The 25,769-nt window shown below is 61.4% G+C and carries 22 protein-coding genes; 15 read left to right on the top strand and 7 right to left on the bottom strand.

Annotation, left to right across the window (positions count from 1 at the left end; translation table 11 throughout):
- Positions 1–42: 42 nt before the first annotated feature.
- Entirely contained in the window at positions 43–699 is a 657-nt protein-coding gene (locus tag BFP92_RS04975) for a histidinol-phosphatase (RefSeq protein WP_065912270.1), read from the bottom strand.
- A 143-nt stretch (positions 700–842) separates the two neighbouring features.
- Here BFP92_RS04975 and BFP92_RS04970 point away from each other — a divergent pair, with 143 nt between their 5' ends.
- Complete coding sequence (locus tag BFP92_RS04970) at positions 843–1,322, top strand: RNA pyrophosphohydrolase (RefSeq protein WP_003176750.1); 480 nt, start codon at positions 843–845, stop codon at positions 1,320–1,322.
- Positions 1,323–1,344: 22 nt separating this feature from the next.
- The gene (gene ptsP / locus BFP92_RS04965) at positions 1,345–3,624 is read left to right on the top strand and encodes a phosphoenolpyruvate--protein phosphotransferase (protein ID WP_065912269.1); all 2,280 of its coding nucleotides are present in this window, start codon (positions 1,345–1,347) and stop codon (positions 3,622–3,624) included.
- 126 nt (positions 3,625–3,750) lie between these two features.
- Here the strand turns inward: ptsP and BFP92_RS04960 are convergent, their stop codons facing one another.
- Positions 3,751–4,497: an NRDE family protein gene (locus BFP92_RS04960; RefSeq protein WP_065912268.1), complete on the bottom strand. Its 747-nt coding sequence runs from the start codon at positions 4,495–4,497 to the stop codon at positions 3,751–3,753.
- Between the two features lie 230 nt (positions 4,498–4,727).
- On the opposite strand from BFP92_RS04960, the gene lgt reads away from it, so the two are divergent.
- Positions 4,728–5,540, top strand: a complete 813-nt coding sequence (gene lgt, locus BFP92_RS04955) for a prolipoprotein diacylglyceryl transferase (RefSeq protein WP_065912267.1) — start codon at positions 4,728–4,730, stop codon at positions 5,538–5,540.
- A 53-nt stretch (positions 5,541–5,593) separates the two neighbouring features.
- Positions 5,594–6,427, top strand: coding sequence for a thymidylate synthase (locus BFP92_RS04950; RefSeq protein WP_065912266.1), 834 nt, complete (start codon positions 5,594–5,596; stop codon positions 6,425–6,427).
- A 125-nt stretch (positions 6,428–6,552) separates the two neighbouring features.
- On the opposite strand, the gene cadR is transcribed toward BFP92_RS04950, so the two are convergent.
- Positions 6,553–7,002, bottom strand: a complete 450-nt coding sequence (gene cadR, locus BFP92_RS04945) for a Cd(II)/Pb(II)-responsive transcriptional regulator (RefSeq protein ID WP_053258516.1) — start codon at positions 7,000–7,002, stop codon at positions 6,553–6,555.
- A gap of 85 nt (positions 7,003–7,087) precedes the next feature.
- On the opposite strand from cadR, the gene BFP92_RS04940 reads away from it, so the two are divergent.
- The 9 genes from BFP92_RS04940 (at position 7,088) to BFP92_RS04900 (ending at position 17,432) form a co-directional block, all read left to right on the top strand.
- Entirely contained in the window at positions 7,088–9,394 is a 2,307-nt protein-coding gene (locus BFP92_RS04940; protein ID WP_065912263.1) for a heavy metal translocating P-type ATPase, read from the top strand.
- Between the two features lie 16 nt (positions 9,395–9,410).
- Positions 9,411–10,274 carry a LysR family transcriptional regulator gene (locus BFP92_RS04935; protein ID WP_065912258.1) on the top strand — a complete coding sequence of 288 codons (864 nt, stop codon included), beginning with the start codon at positions 9,411–9,413 and terminating at the stop codon, positions 10,272–10,274.
- A gap of 224 nt (positions 10,275–10,498) precedes the next feature.
- Entirely contained in the window at positions 10,499–11,563 is a 1,065-nt protein-coding gene (locus tag BFP92_RS04930) for a putative 2-aminoethylphosphonate ABC transporter ATP-binding protein (protein ID WP_058422030.1), read from the top strand.
- 1 nt (position 11,564) lies between these two features.
- Entirely contained in the window at positions 11,565–13,289 is a 1,725-nt protein-coding gene (locus BFP92_RS04925; RefSeq protein WP_065912257.1) for a putative 2-aminoethylphosphonate ABC transporter permease subunit, read from the top strand.
- Between the two features lie 22 nt (positions 13,290–13,311).
- Positions 13,312–14,328, top strand: coding sequence for a putative 2-aminoethylphosphonate ABC transporter substrate-binding protein (locus BFP92_RS04920; RefSeq protein ID WP_065912256.1), 1,017 nt, complete (start codon positions 13,312–13,314; stop codon positions 14,326–14,328).
- Between the two features lie 129 nt (positions 14,329–14,457).
- Entirely contained in the window at positions 14,458–15,585 is a 1,128-nt protein-coding gene (locus BFP92_RS04915; protein WP_065912255.1) for a TIGR03364 family FAD-dependent oxidoreductase, read from the top strand.
- Complete coding sequence (locus BFP92_RS04910) at positions 15,585–16,145, top strand: phosphonate degradation HD-domain oxygenase (protein ID WP_065912289.1); 561 nt, start codon at positions 15,585–15,587, stop codon at positions 16,143–16,145. Before BFP92_RS04915 ends, BFP92_RS04910 begins: the two co-directional genes overlap by 1 nt.
- 97 nt (positions 16,146–16,242) lie before the next feature.
- Positions 16,243–16,773, top strand: a complete 531-nt coding sequence (locus BFP92_RS04905) for a hypothetical protein (RefSeq protein ID WP_065912254.1) — start codon at positions 16,243–16,245, stop codon at positions 16,771–16,773.
- A 107-nt stretch (positions 16,774–16,880) separates the two neighbouring features.
- Entirely contained in the window at positions 16,881–17,432 is a 552-nt protein-coding gene (locus BFP92_RS04900) for a hypothetical protein (protein ID WP_065912252.1), read from the top strand.
- Here BFP92_RS04900 and BFP92_RS04895 read toward each other — a convergent pair.
- A complete protein-coding gene (locus BFP92_RS04895) occupies positions 17,419–18,801 on the bottom strand; it encodes a DUF3482 domain-containing protein (RefSeq protein WP_065912286.1) in 1,383 nt (460 codons plus the stop codon). The genes BFP92_RS04900 and BFP92_RS04895 overlap by 14 nt on opposite strands.
- A 4-nt stretch (positions 18,802–18,805) precedes the next feature.
- Positions 18,806–20,185, bottom strand: a complete 1,380-nt coding sequence (locus tag BFP92_RS04890; RefSeq protein WP_065912250.1) for a DUF2868 domain-containing protein — start codon at positions 20,183–20,185, stop codon at positions 18,806–18,808.
- Positions 20,186–20,254: 69 nt separating this feature from the next.
- On the opposite strand from BFP92_RS04890, the gene BFP92_RS04885 reads away from it, so the two are divergent.
- Positions 20,255–20,767: a dihydrofolate reductase gene (locus BFP92_RS04885; RefSeq protein ID WP_065912245.1), complete on the top strand. Its 513-nt coding sequence runs from the start codon at positions 20,255–20,257 to the stop codon at positions 20,765–20,767.
- 95 nt (positions 20,768–20,862) lie between these two features.
- On the opposite strand, the gene BFP92_RS04880 is transcribed toward BFP92_RS04885, so the two are convergent.
- Positions 20,863–22,254, bottom strand: coding sequence for an L-cystine transporter (locus BFP92_RS04880; RefSeq protein ID WP_065912243.1), 1,392 nt, complete (start codon positions 22,252–22,254; stop codon positions 20,863–20,865).
- 241 nt (positions 22,255–22,495) lie between these two features.
- Here BFP92_RS04880 and BFP92_RS04875 point away from each other — a divergent pair, with 241 nt between their 5' ends.
- Positions 22,496–23,554: an HAD family hydrolase gene (locus BFP92_RS04875; protein WP_065912241.1), complete on the top strand. Its 1,059-nt coding sequence runs from the start codon at positions 22,496–22,498 to the stop codon at positions 23,552–23,554.
- Positions 23,555–23,797: 243 nt separating this feature from the next.
- On the opposite strand, the gene ilvD is transcribed toward BFP92_RS04875, so the two are convergent.
- The gene (gene ilvD, locus BFP92_RS04870) at positions 23,798–25,639 is read right to left on the bottom strand and encodes a dihydroxy-acid dehydratase (protein ID WP_017139479.1); all 1,842 of its coding nucleotides are present in this window, start codon (positions 25,637–25,639) and stop codon (positions 23,798–23,800) included.
- Positions 25,640–25,769 lie beyond the last annotated feature (130 nt).

Below are 25,769 nucleotides of genomic sequence, written 5' to 3'. Positions count from 1 at the left end.
ACTCGGTCAAATGTGGGAGCTGGCTTGCCTGCGAAGGCTTTATCAGCCGCGCAGGGTAATCACCGGCCAGCCACGCTTCACGGCTTCGGCACGCAAATTCGGGTCCGGGTCCACCGCCACCGCATGCGTCACCTGCTCCAGCAACGGCAAGTCATTCATCGAATCGCTATAGAAGTAGCTGTCTTCCAGGCTGTACCCGGTTTCTTCCAGCCAGCGGTTCAAGCGCGTCACTTTGCCTTCGCGAAAGCACGGGATATCAGTGCTGCGCCCGGTATACCGGCCGTTTTCCATCTCGCACTCGGTGGCGATCAGGGTTTCAACCCCCAGCAACTCGGCAATTGGCGCGGTCACGAAGCGGTTGGTGGCGGTGATGATCACCAGCTTGTCGCCGGCGGCGCGGTGTTTGGCCAGCAGTTCCACGGCGAGCGGCAGCATCAGTGGGGTGATGCAGTCGCGCATGAAGTCGCGGTGCCATTCGTCCAGTTGGGCCATCTCGGTGCGGCCGAGTATTTCCAGGCTGAAGTTCAGGTAGGCGGCGTTGTCGAGTTTGCCGGCCAGGTAATCCTGGTAGAACTCGTCGTTGCGGGCTTTGTAGGCCACCGGGTCAAGAATCCCACGCTCACAGAGGTAATCGCCCCACGCGTGATCGCTGTCACCGCCGAGAAGCGTGTTGTCCAAGTCGAATAAAGCCAGGCGCATTGCAGTTACTCGCTGAAAAGTCTGTAAAAAGGCGTCCAGAATACGGTCTTTTCACAAGAGTGCACATAAGGTAAGAAGCCTCGTTGCCGCTGGAACAACCTTTGTGGAACAATGCGGCGACATGCGTTTGCGAGGTTGTTGCCGTGATCGACCCCGATGGTTTCCGTCCTAATGTCGGGATTATTCTTACGAATGATGCCGGACAGGTGCTATGGGCTCGCCGAATCAACCAAGATGCCTGGCAGTTTCCTCAAGGTGGAATCAACCCCGACGAAACCCCTGAAGACGCCTTGTACCGTGAGTTGAATGAAGAAGTCGGCCTTGAGCGCGAAGATGTGCAAATTCTGGCCTGTACCCGTGGCTGGTTGCGCTATCGTTTGCCGCAACGCCTGGTGCGTACCCACAGCCAACCGCTGTGCATCGGCCAGAAGCAGAAATGGTTTCTTTTGCGCCTGATCTCCAACGAGCAGCGGGTGCGGATGGATTTGACCGGTAAACCGGAGTTCGATGGCTGGCGCTGGGTCAGCTATTGGTACCCGTTGGGCCAGGTGGTGACATTCAAGCGCGAGGTTTATCGTCGCGCTCTCAAAGAGCTTGCCCCGCGCCTTTTAGCGCGCGACTGACGACGGAGTTCGACCCCGAGCCATGCTCAATACGCTGCGCAAGATCGTCCAGGAAGTTAACTCCGCCAAGGATCTCAAGGCGGCGTTGGGGATTATTGTGTTGCGCGTCAAGGAAGCCATGGGCAGCCAGGTCTGCTCGGTTTACCTGCTGGACCCAGATACCAACCGTTTTGTGCTGATGGCCACCGAGGGCTTGAACAAGCGCTCCATCGGCAAGGTCAGCATGGCGCCCAATGAAGGTCTGGTGGGCCTGGTGGGGACGCGTGAAGAACCCCTGAACCTTGAAAACGCGGCCGATCACCCGCGTTATCGCTACTTTGCCGAAACCGGCGAAGAGCGCTACGCCTCGTTCCTCGGCGCGCCGATTATTCACCACCGCCGCGTTGTTGGCGTGTTGGTCATCCAGCAAAAAGAGCGTCGCCAGTTCGACGAAGGTGAAGAAGCCTTCCTCGTGACCATGAGCGCGCAGCTTGCCGGGGTTATTGCCCACGCCGAAGCGACGGGTTCGATCCGTGGCCTGGGCCGTCAGGGCAAGGGCATCCAGGAAGCCAAGTTCGTCGGCGTGCCAGGTTCGCCGGGCGCTGCGGTCGGTACGGCCGTGGTCATGCTGCCACCGGCCGACCTCGATGTGGTGCCGGACAAGACCGTCGATGACATCGACGCTGAAATCAAACTGTTCAAGACCGCCCTGGAAGGCGTGCGCGCCGACATGCGCAACCTGTCGACCAAGCTGGCCACGCAACTGCGCCCCGAAGAGCGCGCGCTGTTCGACGTGTACCAGATGATGCTCGACGACGCGTCCCTGGGTAACGAAGTCAAAACCGTGATCAAGACCGGCCAGTGGGCCCAGGGCGCGCTGCGCCAGGTGGTCACCGATCACGTCAACCGTTTCGAACTGATGGACGACGCCTACCTGCGTGAGCGCGCCTCGGATGTGCGCGACCTCGGCCGCCGCCTGCTGGCCTACCTGCAGGAAGACCGCACCACCAACCTGGTCTACCCGGACAACACCATCCTGATCAGTGAAGAACTGACTGCCACCATGCTCGGCGAAGTGCCCGAAGGCAAACTGGTGGGTTTGGTGTCGGTACTGGGTTCGGGTAACTCCCACGTCGCGATCCTGGCTCGAGCCATGGGTATTCCGACGGTGATGGGCCTGGTGGACCTGCCGTATTCCAAGGTCGACGGCATCGACATGATCGTCGACGGCCATCGTGGCGAAGTCTTTACCAACCCCAGCGAGCTGCTGCGCAAGCAATACGCCGAGGTGGTGGAAGAAGAGAAACAACTGGCGCTGGGCCTCGACTCGCTGCGCGAGCTGCCGTGCGTCACCCTCGATGGCCACCGTGTGCCGCTGCTGGTCAACACCGGCTTGCTGGCCGATGTGGCCCGTGCGCAACAGCGCGGCGCTGAAGGCGTGGGCCTGTACCGCACCGAAGTGCCGTTCATGATCAACCAACGGTTCCCGAGCGAGAAGGAGCAGCTGGCGATTTATCGCGAGCAATTGTCCGCCTTCCACCCGTTGCCGGTGACGATGCGCAGCCTGGACATCGGCGGCGACAAGTCACTGTCGTATTTCCCGATCAAGGAAGACAACCCCTTCCTTGGCTGGCGCGGTATTCGTGTAACCCTCGACCATCCTGAAATTTTCCTCGTCCAGACCCGCGCCATGCTCAAGGCCAGCGAAGGCCTGAACAACCTGCGCATCCTGCTGCCGATGATCTCCGGCACGCACGAGCTGGAAGAAGCGCTGCATCTTATCCACCGCGCCTGGGGCGAAGTGCGCGACGAAGGCGCCGACGTGCCGATGCCACCGATTGGCGTGATGATCGAAATCCCGGCGGCGGTGTACCAGGCCAAAGAACTGGCGCGGCAGGTGGACTTCCTGTCGGTCGGCTCCAATGACTTGACCCAGTACCTGCTGGCCGTGGACCGCAACAACCCACGTGTGGCTGATCTCTACGATTACCTGCACCCCGCCGTGCTGCAAGCCTTGCAGCATGTGGTGCGCGACGCCCATGCCGAAGGCAAGCCGGTGAGCATCTGCGGCGAAATGGCCGGTGACCCGGCGGCGGCGGTGCTGTTGATGGCAATGGGCTTTGACAGCTTGTCGATGAACGCCACCAACTTGCCGAAGGTGAAGTGGATGCTGCGCCAGGTGGAACTGAGCATGGCCAAGGACTTGCTGGCGGAGTTGATGACCATCGACAACCCGCAGGTTATCCACAGCTCGCTGCAACTGGCGCTGAAGAACCTGGGGCTGACGCGGATGATCAACCCGGCTTCGGCGAAAACCCTCTAACTGATCGTTCCCACGCTCTGCGTGGGAATGCATCCAGTGACGCTCCGCGTCACGCCCTCAAGAGCGGACGCAGAGCGTCCAGGGCGGCATTCCCACGCAGAGCGTGGGAACGATCAATAAGCGCCATCAAATGTTCAGTTCGACCTCACCCAGCCGCCCACCCAGTGGCCCAAAACTACGCTCCACCATCTGCCGCGTCCCATCGGCATTCACAATCAGCGCCGTACTCGCCCGCGTCCCATAACTGGGGCTGGCGATAAACACGCTGGAGAGCAGGCTCTCGGTCGCCAACCCCACGCCGGTATCCGGCAAGTCGGCAAACGGCGCAGTCTGCGGGTCGCTCAAGATTTCCAGCAAGGCCTGCGGCTGTGGGTTCTCCAACAAGTCACTCAACGCCGCCCTGGCCTTGAGCAATTTGGGCCAGGGCGTATTCAGCCCGGCATTCGACAGCCCATAAACCCCAGCCTCCAACCGCGTAGCCCTGGTCTCGTTGGCGTTGTAATGCCACAGCTCATCCCGTGTGCCTACCAGCAGGTTAAAGCCGGAATATTCGATCGAACGGCCGTTAACATCGGCCAGATAGTCGTCAATTGGCAGCGATCCACTGAGAAAGCGCGCCACCAACTCCCCGCGGGATTTGCGGGCAGGCGGTTGGTGCGGGTCACGAATATTGGTCAGCGCGGCAAAGCGCCCGTCGGCGTTTACGCCAAGCCAGGTGCCCCCGGCTTCCTGGTCGCGACCGGCGTAGACGTGCGGCGCATCCGGCCACTGAGCCAGCGGCAGGCTGGGGCGGGCATAGAATTCATCACGGTTGGCCGCGACGATCAGCGGCTGGGCGTGGCCCGGCCGCCAGGCGAAAACAATCAGGCACATAGGCGTTCCCTTTGTGTTTTGCTCACTCTACCCATACAACGGATGGCTATCCATCGTATCGAAGTTGGGCCGAGCGCCTTCCATCCGTTAACATGCCGGGCTATTGGGCGCGTGTTGACTTTTTAATTTTGAAACGTCGGCTTAATTTGAAATTGCGGCTGTAACGCAGGCTTAATCCCACACCGGCATGGTCCGGTGCGCCATGACTAATGATTTAACGAGGAGTCGCAATGCTGCCTTACCCGCAGATCAACCCGGTGGCCGTGGCCATCGGTCCGCTGCAAATCCATTGGTACGGGTTGATGTACCTGATCGGCATCGGCGGTGCCTGGCTGCTGGCTTCCCGGCGCCTGAACCGGTTTGACCCGACCTGGACCAAGGAGAAGCTCTCCGACATGGTGTTCTGGATGTCGATGGGCGTCATCGTCGGCGGACGCCTCGGGTATGTGCTGTTCTACGATCTTCCGGCCTATATCGCCAACCCGACACTGATTTTCGAGGTGTGGAAGGGCGGCATGGCGTTCCATGGCGGCTTTGTCGGCGTGATGATCGCCGCGTGGTGGTTCGGCCGCCGCAACGGCAAGTCGTTCTTCCAGTTGATGGACTTCGTCGCACCGTTCGTGCCGATCGGCCTGGGTGCCGGGCGTATCGGTAACTTCATCAACGCCGAGTTGTGGGGCAAGCCGACCGACGTGCCATGGGCCATGGTGTTTCCACCCTTCAGCGACCCGGCACAACTGCCGCGCCATCCGTCGCAGCTCTACCAGTTCGCCCTGGAAGGTGTGGCGCTGTTCCTGATTCTTTATATCTTCTCGCGCAAGCCACGCCCAACCATGGCGGTTTCCGGCATGTTTGCGTTGTTCTACGGGATCTTCCGCTTCATCGTCGAGTTCGTCCGCGTGCCGGATGCGCAGCTGGGCTACCTGGCGTGGGGCTGGGTGACCATGGGTCAGATTCTCAGCCTGCCGATGATCATCGCCGGCCTGGGCCTGCTGTGGTGGGCTTACAATCGCCCCCAAGGCATCAAGAACGCCGCGCTTTAAATTCGAATGCCGAGGCTTTTGCGAGCCTCGGCTTCTTTGATACGGGTAAAAACATGAAGCAATATCTCGAACTACTGAACGACGTCGTGACCAATGGATTGACCAAGGGCGATCGCACCGGCACCGGCACCAAAGCCGTGTTTGCTCGTCAGTATCGGCATAACTTGGCCGACGGCTTCCCGCTGCTGACCACCAAGAAGCTTCATTTCAAAAGCATCGCCAACGAATTGATCTGGATGTTGAGTGGCAATACCAACATCAAGTGGCTGAACGAAAACGGCGTGAAAATCTGGGACGAATGGGCCACCGAAGACGGCGACCTTGGCCCGGTGTACGGCGAGCAGTGGACCGCCTGGCCCACCAGGGACGGCGGCACCATCAACCAGATCGACTACATGGTCGACACGTTGAAGAACAACCCCAACAGCCGTCGCATCCTGTTCCACGGCTGGAACGTCGAATACCTGCCGGACGAAACCAAGAGCCCGCAGGAAAACGCGCGCAACGGCAAGCAGGCCCTGCCGCCGTGCCACCTGCTGTACCAGGCGTTTGTGCATGACGGCCATCTGTCGATGCAGTTGTACATCCGCAGCTCCGATGTATTCCTCGGCCTGCCGTACAACACCGCCGCCCTGGCGTTGCTGACCCATATGCTGGCCCAGCAATGCGACCTGATCCCGCACGAGATCATTGTCACCACCGGCGACACCCACGCCTATAGCAACCATATGGAACAGATCCGTACTCAGCTGGCGCGCACGCCGAAGAAGCTGCCGGAACTGGTGATCAAGCGTAAGCCTGCGTCGATCTATGACTACAAGTTCGAAGACTTCGAGATTGTGGGCTACGACGCCGATCCGAGCATCAAGGCTGACGTCGCCATCTAAAGTCTGTCTCGGTTAAAAATGTGGGAGCTGGCTTGCCTGCGATAGCGGAGTGTCAGGCGATACAAATGCCTCTGATCCACCGCTATCGCAGGCAAGCCAGCTCCCACAGTTGTTCTGTATGCACCTTAATGCCCGTGGCTTCTGCCCACATGTGAAGGCTCCGCCTCGCTGGCCGCCACACTGCCGCTGACTTCCAGCCGCTGCAAAATCCCGCACTGGTCCAGATCCGGCCCGCCGCCGCAGCGTTGGCGCAGGTCGAGCAATTGCACCTGCAACGCCAACAGCCCATCGATCCGCGCTTTTACATGGTGGATATGCTCGTCGATCAACGCATTCACACTCTCGCACTGGTCCTGAGGGCTGTCGCGCAGCCCCAGCAGGCTGCGGATTTCTTCAAGCGTCATGTCCAGGCTGCGGCAGTTGCGGATAAAGATCAGCCGCTCGGTGTGCGCCTGGGTGTACACGCGATAGTTGGCATCGGTGCGCGCCGGGGGCGGCAGCAGGCCTTCTTTCTCGTAATAACGGATGGTTTCCACCTGACAATCGGTCAGTTTGGCCAATTCGCCGATCTTCATCGCAGCAATCTCCAAATGGGTGCTTGACCCTATAGTGGCTACAGGGTCTTTACTTGGCAACAGGCACCTTTACGGACGCGACAGAATGAGCGATTCCATCCACACCCCGAAAAAACATGATCACCCCCACGACCATGATCATGACCATAGCCCCGAACATAGCCCCGAACATAGCCACGACCACGGCGCCAAGCTGACCCCGGTCAAACAGCATGAGCATGGCAGTCATGTCGATTCCTGCTGTTCCAGCAAGGCAGCGCCCGCTGTGGTCGCGCTGAGCGAAGCGCCGACAGCCGGCTCGCGCCTGAGCACTTTCCGCATCGAAGCCATGGACTGCCCCACCGAACAGACGCTGATCCAGAACAAACTGGGCAAGCTCGCCGGTGTGCAGCGGCTGGAATTCAACCTGATCAACCGCATCCTCGGCGTCACCCACGACCTGCCGAGCACTGCGCCGATCATCGCGGCGATCAAATCCATCGGCATGCAGGCCGACCCTATTGAAGAGGGCACGCCTGCCGCCGCGCCGCCTGCCAAGAAGCATTGGTGGCCGTTGGCGGTGTCCGGCGTAGGTGCGCTGGGCGCCGAAGTGCTGCATTTCACCGGCGTGGCGCCGACCTGGGTGATTGCCCTGGTGGCACTGGTATCGATCCTCAGCGGCGGCCTCACCACCTATAAAAAGGGCTGGATCGCCCTGAAAAACCTCAACCTGAACATCAACGCGCTGATGAGCATCGCGGTGACGGGCGCGATCCTGATCGGCCAGTGGCCGGAAGCGGCCATGGTGATGTTCCTGTTCACGGTAGCCGAGCTGATCGAGGCCAAGTCCCTGGACCGTGCACGTAATGCCATCAGTGGCCTGATGCAAATGACGCCGGAACAGGCCACGGTGCAGCAGGCCGATGGTTCGTGGCTTGAACAGGAAGTAAAAAGCATTGAGTTGGGCGCTATCGTGCGGGTAAAGCCCGGCGAGCGCATTGGCCTGGACGGTGAAGTCACCGCCGGCCAATCCTCCATCGATCAGGCGCCGATTACCGGTGAAAGCCTGCCGATTGAAAAGACCGTGGGCGATAAAGTCTTCGCCGGCACCATCAATCAGGCTGGTTCCCTTGAGTACAGGGTCACCGCAGCGGCCAACAATTCCACCCTGGCGCGCATCATTCACGCGGTGGAGCAGGCCCAGGGCGCACGGGCGCCGACCCAGCGCTTTGTCGACAGCTTCTCGAAGGTCTACACCCCGGCAGTCTTCCTGTTTGCCTTGGGCGTGGCGATTATCCCGCCGCTGTTCATGGCCGGTGTGTGGTTCGACTGGATCTACCGCGCCCTCGTATTGCTGGTGGTCGCGTGCCCCTGCGCCCTGGTGATTTCCACCCCGGTGACCATCGTCAGCGGCCTGGCGGCTGCGGCGCGCAAAGGCATCCTGATCAAGGGCGGCGTGTACCTGGAGGGCGGTTACAAACTCGACTACCTGGCCCTCGACAAGACCGGCACCATCACCCACGGCAAACCGGTGCAAACCGATTACCTGGCGCTGTTCCCCAACGTTGAAGACAGCGCGCCCGCCCTGGCGGCCAGCCTGGCCGGGCGCTCCGACCACCCGGTGTCGCTGGCCATCGCCAAGGCAGCTGTGGATAAAAACCTGCCAAGCCACGTTGTGGATAACTTCGAGGCGCTGCCAGGTCGTGGCGTGCGTGGCGACATCAACGGCGAAACCTACCACCTGGGCAACCACCGTCTGGTGGAGGACCTGGGCCTGTGCTCGCCCGCGCTGGAAGAAAAGCTGTTCGCCCTGGAAAAACAAGGCAAGTCCGTGGTGCTGCTGCTCGACAAGTCCGGTCCGCTGGCGTTGTTCGCCGTGGCTGACACGGTAAAAGACAGCAGCCGCGAAGCCATCCAGCAACTGCATGAACTGGGCATCAAGACCCTGATGCTCACCGGCGACAACACCCACACCGCCCAGGCGATTGCGGCGCAGGTTGGCATCGATCAGGCCCAGGGCGACCTGTTGCCCACCGACAAACTGCAAGCGATCGAAACCCTCTACGGCCAAGGCCGCCGGGTAGGCATGGTCGGCGACGGCATCAACGATGCTCCGGCGCTGGCCCGTGCCGAAATTGGTTTCGCCATGGCCGCAGCGGGCACCGATACGGCGATCGAGACCGCCGACGTGGCGTTGATGGACGATGACCTGCGCAAGATTCCGGCATTCATTCGTCTGTCGCGGCAAACGTCGAGTATCCTCAAGCAGAACATCGCCCTGGCGTTGGTGATCAAGGCGATCTTCCTGGCAGTGACTTTCCTGGGCATGGCCACCATGTGGATGGCGGTGTTCGCGGACATGGGCGTAAGCCTGCTGGTGGTGTTCAATGGTCTGCGCCTGTTGCGCAAATAGACGATGAGAGGGCGGTGTGCTGAGTGCTGAGTTAAAGGCGTTTTTTATGGTCGCCCGCCTGGGCAGCATTACCCAGGCGGCGAAAAAACTCGGCTTGAGCCAGCCCACCGTCACCACCCAGATTCGCAACCTGGAAAGCCAATACGGCGTTGAACTGTTCTACCGCGGCGGGCGCCGCCTCACCGTCAGCGACGACGGCGCGCGCTTGCTGCCGATGGTCAAGACGCTGTTGCAACAGGAAGCCGATATCGAGTTTTTCCTGCGCAATACCGGCCAGGTTCAGGGCGCCTTAAGGATTGCCGCCACGGCGCCGTACTACATCCTCGATCTGGTCAAAGCCTTTCGCGAACGCCTGCCCCATGTGGACGTCTCGGTGGAAATCGGCAATTCCCAACAGGTGCTCGAAGCACTGGACGATTACCGCGTCGACGTCGCGGCCTCCTCGCAACTGCTCGAAGACCCACGCCTGATCCGCCGCGTGCTGGGCACCGACCCGCTGGTGCTGGCGGTGCATCGCAATCATCCCCTGGCCAAGCTTGAACATGTGCCGCTGAGCGCGCTGGCCGGGCATACCTTGCTGATGCGCGAAGCCGGCTCCACCACGCGGCGGTTGACTGAAGAGATGTTGCAGAGCGCCGGCGTGAGTTACGGACCATTGCTGGAAATCGGCAGCCGTGAGTCGATTCGCGAGGCGGTGTTGCGCAATATCGGCATCAGCATCATTGCCCGCCAGGAAGTGCCCCATGACCCGCAACTGCGGGTGCTGACCATCGAGAATGCACCGCAGATTCCCGAGTATTTGTACTGCCTCAAGGAGCGCAAAGGCGCACGGTTGCCGGCGGCGTTTCTGGGGTTGGCGCAGGAAATGTCGCCACTCTGATCGTTCCCACGCTCCGCGTGGGAATGCCGCCCTGGACGCTCCGCGTCTGCTCTTGGGTGTGGTGACGCGGAGCGTCACAAGATGCATTCCCACGCAGAGCGTGGGAACGATCGCCTTACACCCAAATCCACCAATACCACTATCACTGCCTTTTGCCTTTCTGCCACAAGAGGGACGCATTGCCCGCCTAGCATGGCCTTCATCAGTTTGATGAGGTGCCATGCATGAACACAGCCCTGACCCAACCCGGCGCGCCAATGAAGGTGCGCGGTATCCAGAAACGCTTCGGCGCCTTCACCGCGCTGGACAACGTCTCCCTGGAAGTCGCCGCCGGCGAGCTGGTGTGCCTGCTGGGCCCGTCCGGCTGCGGCAAGACCACCTTGCTGCGCTGCATCGCCGGCCTGGAGCGCCAGGACAGCGGTGAGCTTTACCTGGGCAATCGCGATGTTTCCCTGCTGCCGCCGCAGGCGCGGGACTACGGCATTCTGTTCCAGTCCTACGCGCTGTTTCCCAACCTGACCGTCGAAGCGAACATCGGCTACGGCCTCACCGGCAGTGGTCGCGACGAAGTGCGCAAGCGCGTCGGGCAGATGCTCGAACTGGTTGGCCTGGTCGGCAGCGAAAAAAAGTACCCCGGCCAACTCTCCGGCGGCCAGCAACAGCGCGTGGCCCTGGCCCGTGCCCTGGCGCCTGCGCCGTCATTGCTGCTGCTGGACGAACCCATGTCGGCCCTCGACGCCCGTGTGCGTGAGCATCTGTGCACCGAGCTGCGTCAACTGCAACGGCGCCTGGGCATCACCACGCTGATGGTCACCCACAACCAGGACGAGGCCATGCTGATGGCCGACCGCATCGCCGTGATGAACAACGGCAAGGTCGAGCAGTACGCCACGCCCCAGGAAATCTACGACCGCCCGGCCACGCCGTTTGTGGCGGAGTTTGTCGGCCAGGGCAACTGGCTGCCGTTCAGTCGCAGCAGTGACAGCCATGCCCAGGTCGGCGGCCTGCACATGCGCCTGGATGACAGCGCCAGCAAAGCCAGGTCCGGCCGCTTGTTCTGCCGCCCGGAAGCCATCAGCGTCAACCCGCTGGTGCATGAAGAAAACCTGTTCCCGGCCAAGGTCCGCGAGATCACCTTTCTCGGCAACCGCTGCCGCATGAGCTTTGAGCTGGAGCAATTGCCTGGTCACCCGCTGTTGGCCGAACTGGCCCCCGAAGCCATGCCGCGCCTGGGCGCCCAGGATATCTGGGTGGCGTTGCCGCCACGCAGCCTGCAGGTGTTTGCCTGAGATGGCTGCCGATATGAGTCTGCCGATACCCGACCACGTGGCTCGTCAGGTTTCCCGCGCTGAGCTTGGCGACCGCATTTTTGTGGTCGGCGGCAAGCTGCTTTGGTTACTCCTGTTGGGCATCGCGGTGTTGTTGCCGTTGCTGGCGATCTTCTGGCGCGGCTTCAGCAGCGAAGCCGGGCAGGGCGGCGGGCTGGTCGCGGCACGGGAACTGGTGACCAGTGAAAACTTCCATTGGTTGTTGGGCAATAGCCTGAAAGTGTCCCTGAGCGTGGCGGCCATCGTCGTACCGCTGGCCTACCTGTTTGCCTACGCGCTGCAACGCACGCTGATCCCCGGCAAGCCGATCTGGCGCGGCCTGTCACTGCTGCCATTGATGGCCCCGTCGATGTTGCCGGGTATTGCGCTGGTCTATCTGTTCGGCAACCAGGGCATGTTGCGTGGTTTGCTTTCGGACAATATCTACGGCTTCTGGGGCATTGTGCTGGGTGAAGTGATCTACACCTTCCCACACGCCTTGATGATTTTGCTGTCGGCGCTGTCCCTGGCGGATGCGCGCCTGTTCGATGCCGCCTCCAGCATGGGCGCAAGCTCCGCCCGGGCGTTTCGCAGCATTACCTGGCCGGCCACGCGTCAGGCGGTATTCGCGGCGTTTTGCCTGGTGTTTACGCTGACCATCACCGACTTCGGCGTGCCCGTGGTAGTGGGTGGCGACTATCAGGTGCTGGCGCTGGAAGCCTACAAGGCGGTGGTCGGCCAGCAACAGTTCGGTCGCGGCGCGTTGATCGGCATGGTGTTGCTGTTGCCGGCGCTGTTCAGCTTTGCTGTGGATGCCTGGCTGCGCCGCCGTCAGGGTGATGCCATGAGCGGCCGCGCCCAAGTGTTCCAGCCGGCGCCATCGCGCCTAAGGGATGGCTGCTACCTGGCGATTGTGCTGTTGATTTGCGCCGTGTTGCTGCTGGTGTTCGGCATGGCGGTGTACTCCTCGCTGGTGAAGTTCTGGCCCTACAACCTGTCGTTATCGCTCAATCACTACCAGTTTGAAGACACGGCCGGCGGCGGCTGGCTGGCCTATCGCAACAGCCTGACCATGGCCCTGTGCACTGCGCTGATCGGCAGTGTGCTGATCTTCACCGGCGCCTACCTGATGGAAAAGACCAAGGGCCAGAAAGGCCTGAACCTGGCGCTGCGTATGCTCAGCTTTGTGCCGATGGCTGTGCCGGGCTTGGTGCTGGGCCTGGGTTACGTGTTCTTCTTCAACCTCAACGGCAACCCGCTGCATGTGTTCTACGGCACCATGACCTTGCTGGTGGTGTGCACCATTGCGCACTACCTGACCACCGCGCAAATGACCGCAACCACGGCGCTGCGCCAGTTGGATGCCGAGTTCGAAGCCGCCGCGCTGTCCCTCAAGGCGCCGCTGTACCGCCACTATCTGCGTGTCACCGTGCCGATCTGCCTGCCCGCGTTGCTGGACATTGTGCGCTACCTGTTTGTGTCGGCGATGACCACCGTGTCCGCCGCGATCTTCCTCTACAGCCCCGACACCATCCTCGCCGCCGTCGCCGTGTTGAACATGGACGACGCCGGCAATGTGGGCGGCGCTGCGGCCATGTCGACCCTGATCCTGTTCACGTCGGCCGGCGTCTCGCTGCTGCTGGCGTGGGCTTCACGTGGCGCCTTGCGCCGCTCCCAAGCCTGGCGCCAAACCGCGCCCGGCCAATAAAAATCCCTGAAGGAGGTGCTCCATGTTCAAGCCCTTGGCCCTGGCCGCTGCTCTGCTCAGCGCATTCAGCCTGAATGCCTTTGCCGCCAAAACCGAGTTGACGGTGTACACGGCCCTCGAAGCCGAGCAGTTGAAGACCTACAAGCAGGCCTTCGAAAAAGCCAACCCGGATATCGACATCAAGTGGGTGCGTGACTCCACCGGCATCATCACCGCCAAGCTGCTGGCCGAAAAAGCCCGGCCCCAGGCGGATGTGGTGTGGGGGCTGGCGGCGTCCAGCCTGGCGATCCTCGACCAGCAAGGCATGCTGGATAGCTACGCGCCCAAGGATCTGGACAAGATCGGCAAAAACTACCGCGACGCCGCCAACCCACCGGCCTGGGTCGGCATGGACGTGTGGGCTGCGACCATCTGCTTCAACACCGTCGAAGCCGAGAAACAGGGCCTGACCAAGCCAGTGAGCTGGCAAGACCTGACCAAGCCTGAGTACAAGGGCAAGATCGTGATGCCCAACCCGGCGTCGTCCGGCACCGGCTTCCTGGATGTGAGCGCCTGGCTGCAGACCTTCGGCGAGAAGCAGGGCTGGCAGTACATGGACGACCTGCACCAGAACATCGGCCAGTACGTTCACTCCGGCTCCAAGCCTTGCAAACTGGCGGCTTCCGGGGAATTCCCGATTGGTATTTCGTTTGAATACCCGGCCGTGCAGCTTAAACGCCAAGGCGCGCCGCTGGACATCATCCTGCCCAAGGAAGGCTTGGGCTGGGACATCGAAGCGACTGCCGTGATCAAGGGCACCAGCCACGCCGACGCCGCGAAAAAACTGGCCGACTTCTCCGCCAGCCCCGCGGCGATGGAGCTGTACAAAGACAACTTCGCCGTTCTCGCCCAGCCGGGTATCGCCAAGCCGCAGACCGAATTGCCGGCTGACTACGAACAACGTCTGATCAAGAACGACTTCGCCTGGGCCTCGAAAAACCGCGACAGCATCCTGACCGAATGGCGCAAGCGCTATGACGGCAAGTCCGAGAAGCAGTAACTGATGATGATCGTTCCCACGCTCCGCGTGGGAATGCCGCCCTGGACGCTCCGCGTCCGCTCTTGGAAGTCGTGACGCAAAGCGTCACTGGATGCATTCCCACGCAGAGCGTGGGAACGAGAGGAACACATGAGTAGCGATCTGCTGATCATCGGCGCCGGCATCCTCGGCCTGTCCCACGCCTACGCCGCCGCCAAACGCGGCCTCAAGGTCAAGGTCTTCGAACGCAGCGCCACACCGCTGGGCGCCTCCGTGCGCAACTTCGGCCAGGCACTGGTCACCGGCCAACCCCCTGGCCAAATGCTCGACCTGGCGCTGGAAAGCCGCGATATCTGGGCGCACTGGGCACAGGTGGCCGGTATCCAGCTCAAGCGCAACGGCTCTTACCTGTTCGCCCGCACCGAAGCCGAAGAGCATCTGCTGGAAGCCTTCTGCGGCGGCCGGGCGCAGGAGCACGGCTACACCGTCGAGCTGCTGCAAGGCGCGGCGATGAAAGACCTGTATGGCGGCCAGTTCCGCCATCACCGCGCGGCGCTGCATGGCAAGGATGATCAGCAACTGTATTCGCGCGAGGCGATCCCGGCGCTGATCAATTACCTGGCCCAGGAACTGAACGTGCGGTTTTACTTCTCCACCCTGGTGCGTGACGTTGAGCCTGGTCAAGTGCACACCACCGCAGGCAGTTTTCGCGGCGAGCAGGTGGTCGTGTGCTCCGGCCATGACTACCAGACTTTGCTGGCGGAACCGATGGCCGAGCTCAACCCGAGCATTTGCCGCCTGCAAATGCTGCGGGCCCGGCCGGCGGTCAACCTGAACCTGCAACACGCATTGCTCACGGGCCTTAGTTGCGTGCATTACGGCGCGTTTGCCGACTTGCCGGAAGCCGCGCCAGTGCAGGCACAGATCCTGCGCGAAGCGCCGCATTTACAAGAACACGGCATTCACTTGCTGATCAGCCCGACGCCCCATGGCGAGTTGATCATCGGCGACTCCCATGACTACGGCAGCGATGCATCGCCGTTCAATGCCGAGCAAGTTGATGACTGGCTGATCGAGCTGGCGGAGCAGACGCTGGGCTGCAAAATCCAGGTGGTGGAACGCTGGCAGGGTGTTTATGGCTCACGCGGCTCGGCACCGTTTTCCTTTCTGCGTGCGGCGCCGGGCGTGAGCGCGGCGTTGATGCATTCCGGCGTGGGCATGAGCGTGGGGCCGGCGATGGCCGAGCGAAATATCACAGCATTGTGGGGGCGCGCATGATGAACCCGGACCAGGTAATCGCCGAAGTCTTCGGCTTGTACGAACAGCACGGCGCGGCCGATTACATCGGTGAGCCGGTGTCGCAGATCGAGCACATGTCCCAGGCCGCGCAGTTGGCCATGGCCGAAGGCTTCGACGATGAGGTGGTATTGGCAGCGTTTTTCCACGACATCGGGCATCTCTGCGGGCAGGGCGGCGAGAACATGGGCGGTTATGGAGTGGTCAGCCACGAGCGGCTCGGCGCGGATTATCTGCGCCGCGCAGGTTTCAGCGAGCGCATGGCCAGGCTGGTGGAGTATCACGTGCAGGCCAAGCGCTACCTGACCTTCAGCCAGCCGGACTACTACGCCCGCCTGAGCGAGGCCAGCCGACGCACCCTGGGTTATCAGGGCGGCGTGATGACGGCCGAAGAGGCCCGGGCTTTTGAACAAGACCCGCTGTGTGAGGTCAGCCTGCGCATGCGCCACTGGGATGAACAGGCCAAGGAAATCCACGTGCCGTTACTGAACCTGGAGGTATTGAAGTTCAAGGCTCAGCGGCTACTGACGTTGCCTGCATAAGAATGACGTAATTCCGACCGAGGACACGGACGCAGCGCATGGAGTCAACGTCCGCGCACTCAGTAAAGTACGCCCTCTGATTAAGGGAGCGATTTAGATGCGTTATTTGAGAGTTGCCGTGAAGGATCAAAGTGCCAATGCTTTGGCGGATACCGTGGAGCTTCTGTTTTTTCTACGCACGCCAAAGTTGCCGGATGAGCGGGTGCGCCAGGCCACAGCCGTCGATGTATCGGCGGATGGCCGGGTCGATTACCAGATCACCGGTGACATCGATGGCAACGGTGTCTCGGGGGAGAAGGACAGGGAGTTACTCAAGGATTTTGCCAATGCCGTATTGAGAGTGAATTGGCTCTGCCGTCCACCCATGCCCAACCGCTCGATCAACTTTTATGTGAGTCGTTTCACCGTCGCAGGCGACCCCGCCGAAGTCCGCCTGGATCTCTATCAGAACGACAAACCCATGATTGAAAAACAACGTCTGAAATTCAGCGTCACCGCCTGCGATGGCCTTGGTAAAGGCGTGATGCAACTGGACGACGAAGCGCTGCCCCTTGAACTGTTCGACACCATGGATCTAAAGGCGCTGCAATCAATGGCCAATCTGTATCTGAAGTTCAACTGGCGTTAAGGGGCGACCTTTGTCGAGCTTTCTTACAGCGCGCATCGATTGTGTGCGCTGGTGAGGGCGCGAGGCATGAATTAGCGTGGTGGTTCATTCTTTTTTAGGAAGCCGCCATGCGCTATTTGAAGGTGATTGCTCAAGACCGTTTTGGCAGTGGCAGGCCGGATACGGTCTTGCTGCACTTTTGTGAAGTCGGCGCCGACAACAAGGACATTGTCGTTAACCGCGCTGTTGCGCTCGACCTCATCGAAGACGGCTGCACTGATTTTCACCTGGGGGACGTCACCCAGGATGGGGTGGAAAGCGATGCAGACCATACGCTGCTGTATCAGTTTGCCGGTGCGTATCTGAAGCTCAACTGGTTCAACAGTGGGTTGGCCTCATCGCGCTACCTGCAGGTCTATACCGAAGATTTTTATAAAGATGGCACGCCCGATACGGTCCGCCTGCACGTGCATGAGGGCGAAGGCACCCCTTGCGATAAAACCCAGGTCATGTGGAACGCTGCGTATGACTTTGATAATGATGGGGCACTGGAGTGGAACATTCACTTCGATATTAACCATGACGGCGTCATCAATGACGTCGACCAGGGCTTGGTGCAAGAACTCGCCGATACGTTCTTGAAGTTCAATTGGCACGCGCCGTCCATCACGACGCCTTGAACGCCGCGTCATTGAGTGTGTTTGCCAACACCTCAAGCTGGTCCTGGCGCTCGGCCTGGCTGAGTTTGGCGTGAGGGTTGAGCGACGACCACTGCGGGTGGGCACGGGCCTTGTGCAGGGCCTCCGGCAACTTGCCTTCGCGCCAGGTTTTGTCCTGGGGTGTGTCGACTTTGATGCTGTGCGTCGCCGCATGGCCGCGCAGGTTCAGGGCTTTGAGCAATTGACGTTGGCGCAGGGCGAGCAGGCGCAGCACGCTGTCGTCAACGGTCAGCTCGCGCTGGCCCTTGATCTTGCCCAGCAGACGACTGCCGTAGCTGCGTGCGGTTTGCAGCGCACCACCGGCGATCGCACCGGCGAGGGCGGCGGCGCCGAGGGTCAGGCCGCCGACCAATAAATCCACGCCCGCGCCGGCGGCGGCACCTGCGGCGATCCCGCCACCGACGCGCACGCCGAGTTGCTTGAGGGTTTGCGGGTTGAACAAATCATCGCCCCAGCGCCCGTCCAGCAGTGGCAAGTCGCTGGCGGCGGCGTCCTGTGGGCGGAAGCCGAACAGTTTGAGCAACGCTTGCACACACTTTTGCTCGCGCTGGCGCACAGCCTTGCGCAAGTCGCTGATAGCTTGCTGTTCATCCTCTGTGGCCACGCTGCGTCGGCACGCTGCGCAGTCGATCAACAGCTCGGCGATCAAGCGTGCAGCGCTTTGCTGGCGGGCCTGGCGTTGGGCTTGCTGATCGAGGATCAGGCGTTCCAACTGCGGCCGTGCGTTTTCCAGCAACAGGGCCAGGCTTTCATACAAGCGGCGTTCGCCGTCTTCCGGCGGCGCCACGCTGTCGAAGCGCACCAGCGCATGCAGGCCGAGGCGGGCCAAGGCTTCGCGCCAGTCCGGCTCGCGGTGGTCGCTGCTGCTGACGAAGTTGAGCACCGGCAGCAACGGCTTGCCGCAACTGGCCAGCACTTGCAGCTCGTCGCGGTACTTGGCCAGCACCGGTTCGCGGGCGTCGATCACGTACAAACCGGCGTCCGAGGCCAGCAGTTGGCGCAGCACCTTGGCTTCCTGTTCGAAACGCTGGCGGGCTTCGCTGCCTTCCAGGAACCGCACCAATCGAGCCGGGCCATCGAGGCGTTCGCCGGGTCGGTCCAGGCGTTCGAGGTAATCGAGCAGGGCGATGGCATCTTCCAGGCCGGGCGTGTCGTACAGCTCCAGCAAGGCTTCGCCGTCTACCGACAAGCGCGCGCCTTCGACATGCCGCGTGGTGCTGGGGCGATGGGAGACTTCACCAAAGCCCACATCGCGGGTCAGCGTGCGCAGCAGCGAGGTCTTGCCGACATTGGTGTGGCCGACCACGGCGAGCTTCAGGGGGTTAGTCAGCGGTTTAGTCATGACCGGTCTCCAGCCAGTTCAGCGGCGCACAGTCGGCGAACGGCAGCTCCAACTGTTGCAGCGCGGCGTGCCAGTCGCCCAGGCGCTCGGCGTCCAGCGCTTGGCCGGGTGGCGCTTGCAACAGCCATACGCGGGTGGCGGTGGCGCTGCGGGCCAGCTCGGCGATCAGCGCCAGGCTGCCGCGATCCGGCGAGCGGCGCGGGTCACAGGCAATGGCCAGGCGTGCGGGCGGGAAGCGCGTGAGTTGTTCCAGCAGTTTGTTGCGCGATTCGCGGCTGTCGAGGATGCCGGCGTTCTTGACGCTGTTCGGCAGCTTGGGCGGCCACGGGTGCTGACCGTCGAGTTCGATGGCCACCAGCAGGGCGCCGTCGCTTTCCAGTTCGCTGATGCCGCCAGTGACGTGGTGCAGTTGTTCGGGCGCGGCGTCGTTGACGCCCAGCCGTTCACTGCTGGGCATCAGGCGTTCACGCAGTTGGCTGTAGCCGGGCAGGTTGAGGTCCAGGCGCAACGCAGCGCGGCCGTGCTTCCAGCGCCACAAACACAGCAGCGCGAGGAGCAATCGGGGCAGCAGGCCATACACCAGCAGCACGCCTACCAGCCAAGCGGCCCAGGCCTGGCGGGCGCTTTCGATATTCAGGGCCGAGTCGCCACTGGCGCGGATCATCTCCACCGTCGGCACATTAAAACCGAGCAAGGCGGGCAGGCTGCCGAGGGCTTGGGTCACGGCGACAAAAGTATCGGCGCCGAGGATGGTGGTTTCCCACACAAAACCGTAGCGCCGCGTGGCCAGCAGTGTCAGCAGAATCACCATGGCGCTGAGCAGCGCCAGCAACCACAGGCTGTTGACCAGCACACCCACGGCCCAACGATTGAGTTTCTGGCGCTGCAACAACAACAGCAGCGCAGGGGCTAATTGTGCGGCCCTGGCATCGCGGGCAAGTTTTTCGCTGAGCCACAACCACAGCCGCCCGAGGCTGGCGCCGTGTTCACCGGCAAACAGCAAGCCCAAGGCCCAGCTGATTAACAGGATCAGGTTCAAGCCGAGCAGGCTGCCCAAGGCCCAGAACACATTCACCGGCGTCAGGCCGTTGCCCAAGGCGGCAAAGGCCAGCCCGGCACCACTGATCACGGCGACTACCGCCAGCAGCACTAACGCCAAACGCGCGCCTTGCAGCCAGCGGGTGAGGGCGGCCGTCAGCCCATCGCGCTCGGCCAGGTGCAGGGCGCGCTGTTGGATGCGCGTGGGCAAATCGCCACCGGCCGTGCGGGCCAGGCGGTTGGCTTCCAGGTCTTCCAATGGGCCTGCGTGTTCTTCGCGCAGGCGTACGGTTTCGGTCAGCCAAAGTGTATGCAGCGGGTTCAGAGCAGTCACGCGCCGTCCTGTTGAGCAAGTGAGCTTGGAGCATAACCGCAGACTCGTGGCTCTGGTATTCTCGTCGGCATGAAAAAAACTCTCCCTTTAAGCCTGATCGCAGCCCTCGGTGAAAACCGCGTGATCGGCGTCGACAACAGCATGCCCTGGCATTTGCCGGGGGATTTCAAATATTTCAAGGCCACCACGCTGGGCAAGCCGATCATTATGGGGCGCAAGACCTGGGATTCCCTGGGCCGACCGTTGCCGGGGCGCCTGAACATTGTGGTCAGCCGTCAGACCGGCTTGGCGCTGGAAGGTGCGGAAGTTTTTCCGTCACTGGACGCGGCGGTTGAGCGGGCAGAAGCCTGGGCGCTGGAACAGGGCGTGGATGAGCTGATGCTGATCGGCGGTGCGCAGTTGTATGCGCAAGGGCTGGAGCAGGCGGATCGCCTGTATTTGACGCGGGTGGCGTTGAGCCCGGCAGGCGATGCCTGGTTTCCGGAGTTTGATTTGAACCAATGGAAGCTGGTTTCAAACCTGGAGAATCCAGCTGAAGGTGATAAGCCGGCGTACAACTTCGAAGTCTGGGAAAAAGCTTAAAAGCATCGCAGGCAAGCCAGCTCCCACAGTTGACCGAGTTCTCCTGAGGAAACCGATTCAACTGTGGGAGCTGGCTTGCCTGCGATAGCGGTCTATCAGACCTGCGCTAATTCAGCATGCTCATCAGCATCCAGCAGCGCTTTATCCGTCTGCCCCATGATCTGGCTGGTAATCGCCCCGGCGGTCATCGAACCATTCACGTTCAACGCCGTGCGGCCCATGTCGATCAACGGTTCCACGGAAATCAGCAGCGCCACCAGTGACACCGGCAAGCCCATCGCCGGCAGCACGATCAGCGCGGCGAAGGTCGCACCGCCGCCCACGCCTGCCACACCGGCCGAACTCAGGGTCACAATCGCCACCAATGTTGCGATCCACAGTGGGTCCAGCGGGTTGATGCCCACGGTCGGTGCAACCATCACCGCCAGCATGGCCGGATAGAGACCGGCGCAACCGTTCTGGCCGATGGTCGCGCCAAACGAGGCGGCAAACCCGGCGATGGACTGCGGGATACCCAGGCGACGAGTCTGCGCTTCAATGCTCAGCGGAATGGCGGCTGCGCTGGAGCGGCTGGTGAAGGCAAACGTCAGCACCGGCCAGACCTTGCGGAAAAACCGCAGCGGGTTGATCCCGGCCAGCGACAGCAACAGGCCATGCACCACAAACATCAGGCCCAGTGCCAGGTACGAGACCACCACAAAGCTGCCGAGCTTGATGATGTCTTGCAGGTTGGAGCCGGCGACCACTTTGGTCATCAGTGCCAACACACCGTAAGGCGTCAGCTTCATGACCAGGCGCACCAGACGCATTACCCAGGCTTGCAGAGTGTCGATGGCGTTAAGCACTTTCTGGCCCTTTTCCACGTCATCCTTGAGCAGTTGCAGCGCGGCAACCCCCAGGAATGCGGCGAAAATCACCACGCTGATGATCGACGTCGGCTTGGCGCGGGCAAGATCTGCAAACGGGTTGGCCGGCACGAACGACAGCAGCAGCTGCGGGATATTCAGGTCGGCCACCTTGCCGGCGTAATCGCTCTGGATCACTTGCAGGCGTGCCATTTCCTGGGTGCCGGCCACCAGGCCCTCGGCGGTGAGGCCGAACAGGTTGGTCAGGCCTATACCGATCAGCGCCGCAATCGCGGTGGTGAACAGCAGCGTGCCGATGGTCAGGAAGCTGATCTTGCCCAGGGACGAGGCGTTATGCAGGCGCGCCACGGCACTGAGGATTGAGGCGAACACCAGCGGGATCACGATCATTTGCAGCAATTGCACGTAGCCATTGCCGACCAGATCAAACCAGCTGATCGAGGCCTTGAGCACCGGGTTGCCGTCGCCATAAAGGGTGTGCAGCACCGTACCGAACACCACGCCCAAGACGAGGGCAAACAGCACCTTCTTGGCGAGGCTCCAGTTGGTGCGACGGGTTTGTGCCAGGCCCAGCAACAGGGCCACGAACACCAGTAAGTTGAGAATCAGGGGCAGATTCATTGAAGCTCCGTTGAGAAGGCAGCCAATCGCGCGAGCCTGCGATTGCGAACCGGGAAGCCTAACAGTTTGAAATATATTGATTTAATACCAATATGGAATGTCGACTGTCGTTTTTGGAATAAGCATTTGGCGCTCAGGCACATGCCCTTGGCGTTATCACGACGCAAGCGGTCGTGCTCGGGCGATAACTGTCATACAGATTTGTTAGCGTCGATGTCTTTCACTCAGGGATAAAACGCTTATGAAGCTCGCGCCAAAACTACTTGCCGCTGCCTTCTGCCTCGGCCTCGTCAGCCAGGCATTTGCCGCCACCGAGTTGAAACACTGGCCGGCGCCCGCCGCCGAGCAACTGAACAAGATGATCGCCGCGAATGCCAACAAGGGTAACTTCGCGGTGTTCGACATGGACAACACCAGTTACCGCTACGACCTCGAAGAGTCCTTGCTGCCCTACATGGAAAACAAGGGCCTGATCACCCGCGAGAGCATGGACCCGTCCCTGAAGCTGATGCCGTTCAAGGACACCGCCGACCACAAGGAAAGCTTGTTCAGCTACTACTATCGCCTCTGCGAAGTCGACGACATGGTTTGCTACCCGTGGGTTGCGCAGATTTTCTCGGGCTTCACCCTCAAGGAACTCAAGGTCCAGGTGGACGAGTTGATGGCTTCCGGCAAGCCGGTGCCGGTCACCTATTTTGAAGGCGACGTGGTGAAGAAATCCGAGGTGCAGCCGCCAAAAGTCTTCACCGGCCAGGCCGAGCTGTACAACAAGCTGATGGAAAACGGCATCGAAGTGTATGTGATGACCGCCGCCTCCGAGGAGCTGGTGCGCATGGTCGCCGCCGACCCTAAGTACGGCTACAACGTCAAACCCGAGAACGTGATTGGCGTGAGCACCTTGCTCAAAGACCGCAAGACTGGCGAGCTGACCACGGCGCGTAAGCAGATCACTGCGGGCAAATATGACGAGAAGGCCAACCTTGGCCTCGAACTCACCCCGTACCTGTGGACGCCGGCGACGTGGATGGCGGGTAAGCACGCAGCGATCCTGACTTACATCGACGAGTGGAAAAAGCCGGTGATCGTCGGCGGTGATACGCCGACCAGCGACGGCTACATGCTGTTCCACGATGTGGACGTGGCCAAGGGCGGTGTTCACTTGTGGATCAACCGCAAGGACAAATACATGACCCAGCTTAACGGGATGATGGCCAAGCACGCGGCGGCGCAGGCCAAGGAAGGGCTGCCGGTGACGGCGGATAAAAACTGGGTGATCGTGAAACCTGACGAGATTCAGTAATACCGAGGCGCCTGCTTCGCGAGCAAGCCCGCTCCCACATTCGACCGCATGCTCATGTTGGAACTCGGTCAAGTGTGGGAGCGGGCTTGCTCGCGAAAGCAGTGTGCCAGGCCATACATGAGTCGGCTGGCCCACCGCCATCGCAGGCAAGCCAGCTCCCACAGTTGATCTCTGTAGTCTGGGGGATTTTCTTCAGGCAAAAAAAATGCCCCGCACGTGGCGGGGCATTTTTATGGGCGGGGCTTACAGGCCGTCAAGCATCGCCTTGTTACGCACAGCACCTTTGTCGGCACTGGTGGCCAGCAGGGCATAGGCCTTCAGCGCGGTGGTGACTTTGCGCGGACGCTTCTCCACCGGCTTCCAGCCTTTTTTGTCCTGCTCGACGCGGCGTGCAGCCAGTTCTTCGTCACTGATCAGCAGGTTGATCGAGCGGTTCGGAATGTCGATCAGCACCTTGTCGCCATCCTGTACCAGACCAATCGCACCGCCGGCAGCAGCTTCCGGCGAGGCGTGGCCGATGGACAGCCCCGAAGTACCCCCGGAGAAACGCCCGTCGGTCAGCAAGGCGCAGGCTTTGCCCAGGCCCTTGGACTTCAGGTAGGACGTCGGGTAGAGCATCTCCTGCATACCCGGGCCGCCTTTCGGGCCTTCGTAGCGGATGATCACGATGTCGCCTTCTTTCACTTCGTCGGCAAGGATGCCGCGTACCGAGCTGTCCTGGCTTTCGTAGATCTTGGCGCGGCCTTCGAACACGTGGATGGATTCATCCACACCGGCGGTTTTCACCACGCAGCCGTCGAGGGCGATGTTGCCGTACAGCACGGCCAGGCCGCCTTCTTGCGAGTAAGCGTGCTCGACACTGCGGATGCAGCCGTTTTCACGGTCGTCGTCCAGGGTTTCCCAGCGGGTCGACTGGCTGAACGCGGTCTGGGTCGGGATACCCGCCGGGCCGGCCTTGAAGAAGTGATGCACCGCTTCGTCGTCAGTCTGGGTGATGTCCCACTTGGCGATGCCTTCGGCAAGGGATTTGCTGTGCACGGTAGGCAGGTCGGTGTGCAACAGACCGCCACGGGCCAGCGAACCGAGGATCGAGAAGATCCCGCCGGCGCGGTGCACGTCTTCCATGTGGTACTTCTGGATGTTCGGCGCGACTTTGCACAGTTGCGGCACGTGACGGGACAGGCGGTCGATGTCGCGCAGGTCGAAGTCGATCTCGGCTTCTTGCGCGGCGGCCAGCAAGTGCAGGATGGTGTTGGTGGAACCGCCCATGGCGATGTCCAGGGTCATGGCGTTTTCGAACGCCTTGAAGTTGGCGATATTGCGCGGCAGCACCGACTCATCGTTTTCGGTGTAGTAACGCTTGCACAGCTCGACGATGGTGCGGCCGGCCTGCAGGAACAGCTGTTCGCGGTCGCTGTGGGTGGCCAGCGTGGAGCCGTTGCCCGGCAAGGCCAGGCCCAGGGCTTCGACCAGGCAGTTCATCGAGTTGGCGGTGAACATGCCGGAGCACGAACCGCAGGTCGGGCAGGCGCTGCGCTCGTATTCCGCGACCTTCTCGTCAGAAGCGCTGGAATCGGCGGCGATGACCATGGCGTCGACCAGGTCGAGGCCGTGGGAGGCGAGCTTGGTCTTGCCGGCTTCCATCGGGCCGCCGGAGACGAAGATCACCGGGATGTTCAGGCGCAGGGCGGCCATCAACATGCCAGGGGTGATCTTGTCGCAGTTGGAAATGCACACGATGGCGTCGGCGCAATGGGCGTTGACCATGTATTCCACGGAGTCGGCGATGATCTCGCGGCTCGGCAGGGAATACAGCATGCCGTCATGGCCCATGGCGATGCCGTCATCCACGGCGATGGTGTTGAATTCCTTGGCTACGCCACCGGCGCGTTCGATTTCGCGGGCGACCAGTTGGCCCAAGTCCTTGAGGTGGACGTGGCCCGGTACGAACTGGGTGAACGAGTTGGCAATCGCGATGATCGGCTTCTTGAAGTCGTCATCTTTCATCCCCGTGGCACGCCACAGTGCGCGGGCGCCGGCCATGTTGCGGCCGTGGGTGGATGTTTTCGAGCGGTAATCTGGCATGGAGCACTCCGGGCGGCTAATCAGGTAACTACTAATCAGGTACTACTGGGGAGTGAGCTTCTATTGACGTCTGGAACACCCGAAAAATGGCCGTGGTGTCCAAAAGTTGCCACTCGCGTCGCGGGATCGC

The sequence above is a fragment of the Pseudomonas sp. 58 R 3 genome (assembly GCF_900006605.1).
GTDB classification, from domain to species: Bacteria; Pseudomonadota; Gammaproteobacteria; order Pseudomonadales; family Pseudomonadaceae; genus Aquipseudomonas; species Aquipseudomonas salomonii.
Note: the sequence above shows the minus strand (reverse complement) of the source record. Positions and strands in the feature narration are given on the sequence as shown.

Excerpts from the sequence above, each read along its gene's own strand:
- BFP92_RS04930 (WP_058422030.1), top strand. The coding sequence starts at position 10,499 with ATGAACACAGCCCTGACCCAACCCGGCGCGCCAATGAAGGTGCGCGGT.
- ptsP (WP_065912269.1), top strand. The coding sequence starts at position 1,345 with ATGCTCAATACGCTGCGCAAGATCGTCCAGGAAGTTAACTCCGCCAAG.
- BFP92_RS04885 (WP_065912245.1), top strand. The coding sequence starts at position 20,255 with ATGAAAAAAACTCTCCCTTTAAGCCTGATCGCAGCCCTCGGTGAAAAC.
- BFP92_RS04880 (WP_065912243.1), bottom strand. The coding sequence starts at position 22,254 with ATGAATCTGCCCCTGATTCTCAACTTACTGGTGTTCGTGGCCCTGTTG.
- lgt (WP_065912267.1), top strand. The coding sequence starts at position 4,728 with ATGCTGCCTTACCCGCAGATCAACCCGGTGGCCGTGGCCATCGGTCCG.
- ilvD (WP_017139479.1), bottom strand. The coding sequence starts at position 25,639 with ATGCCAGATTACCGCTCGAAAACATCCACCCACGGCCGCAACATGGCC.
- cadR (WP_053258516.1), bottom strand. The coding sequence starts at position 7,002 with ATGAAGATCGGCGAATTGGCCAAACTGACCGATTGTCAGGTGGAAACC.
- BFP92_RS04975 (WP_065912270.1), bottom strand. The coding sequence starts at position 699 with ATGCGCCTGGCTTTATTCGACTTGGACAACACGCTTCTCGGCGGTGAC.
- BFP92_RS04940 (WP_065912263.1), top strand. The coding sequence starts at position 7,088 with ATGAGCGATTCCATCCACACCCCGAAAAAACATGATCACCCCCACGAC.
- BFP92_RS04905 (WP_065912254.1), top strand. The coding sequence starts at position 16,243 with ATGCGTTATTTGAGAGTTGCCGTGAAGGATCAAAGTGCCAATGCTTTG.
- BFP92_RS04925 (WP_065912257.1), top strand. The coding sequence starts at position 11,565 with ATGGCTGCCGATATGAGTCTGCCGATACCCGACCACGTGGCTCGTCAG.
- BFP92_RS04950 (WP_065912266.1), top strand. The coding sequence starts at position 5,594 with ATGAAGCAATATCTCGAACTACTGAACGACGTCGTGACCAATGGATTG.
- BFP92_RS04960 (WP_065912268.1), bottom strand. The coding sequence starts at position 4,497 with ATGTGCCTGATTGTTTTCGCCTGGCGGCCGGGCCACGCCCAGCCGCTG.
- BFP92_RS04920 (WP_065912256.1), top strand. The coding sequence starts at position 13,312 with ATGTTCAAGCCCTTGGCCCTGGCCGCTGCTCTGCTCAGCGCATTCAGC.
- BFP92_RS04915 (WP_065912255.1), top strand. The coding sequence starts at position 14,458 with ATGAGTAGCGATCTGCTGATCATCGGCGCCGGCATCCTCGGCCTGTCC.
- BFP92_RS04875 (WP_065912241.1), top strand. The coding sequence starts at position 22,496 with ATGAAGCTCGCGCCAAAACTACTTGCCGCTGCCTTCTGCCTCGGCCTC.
- BFP92_RS04900 (WP_065912252.1), top strand. The coding sequence starts at position 16,881 with ATGCGCTATTTGAAGGTGATTGCTCAAGACCGTTTTGGCAGTGGCAGG.
- BFP92_RS04910 (WP_065912289.1), top strand. The coding sequence starts at position 15,585 with ATGAACCCGGACCAGGTAATCGCCGAAGTCTTCGGCTTGTACGAACAG.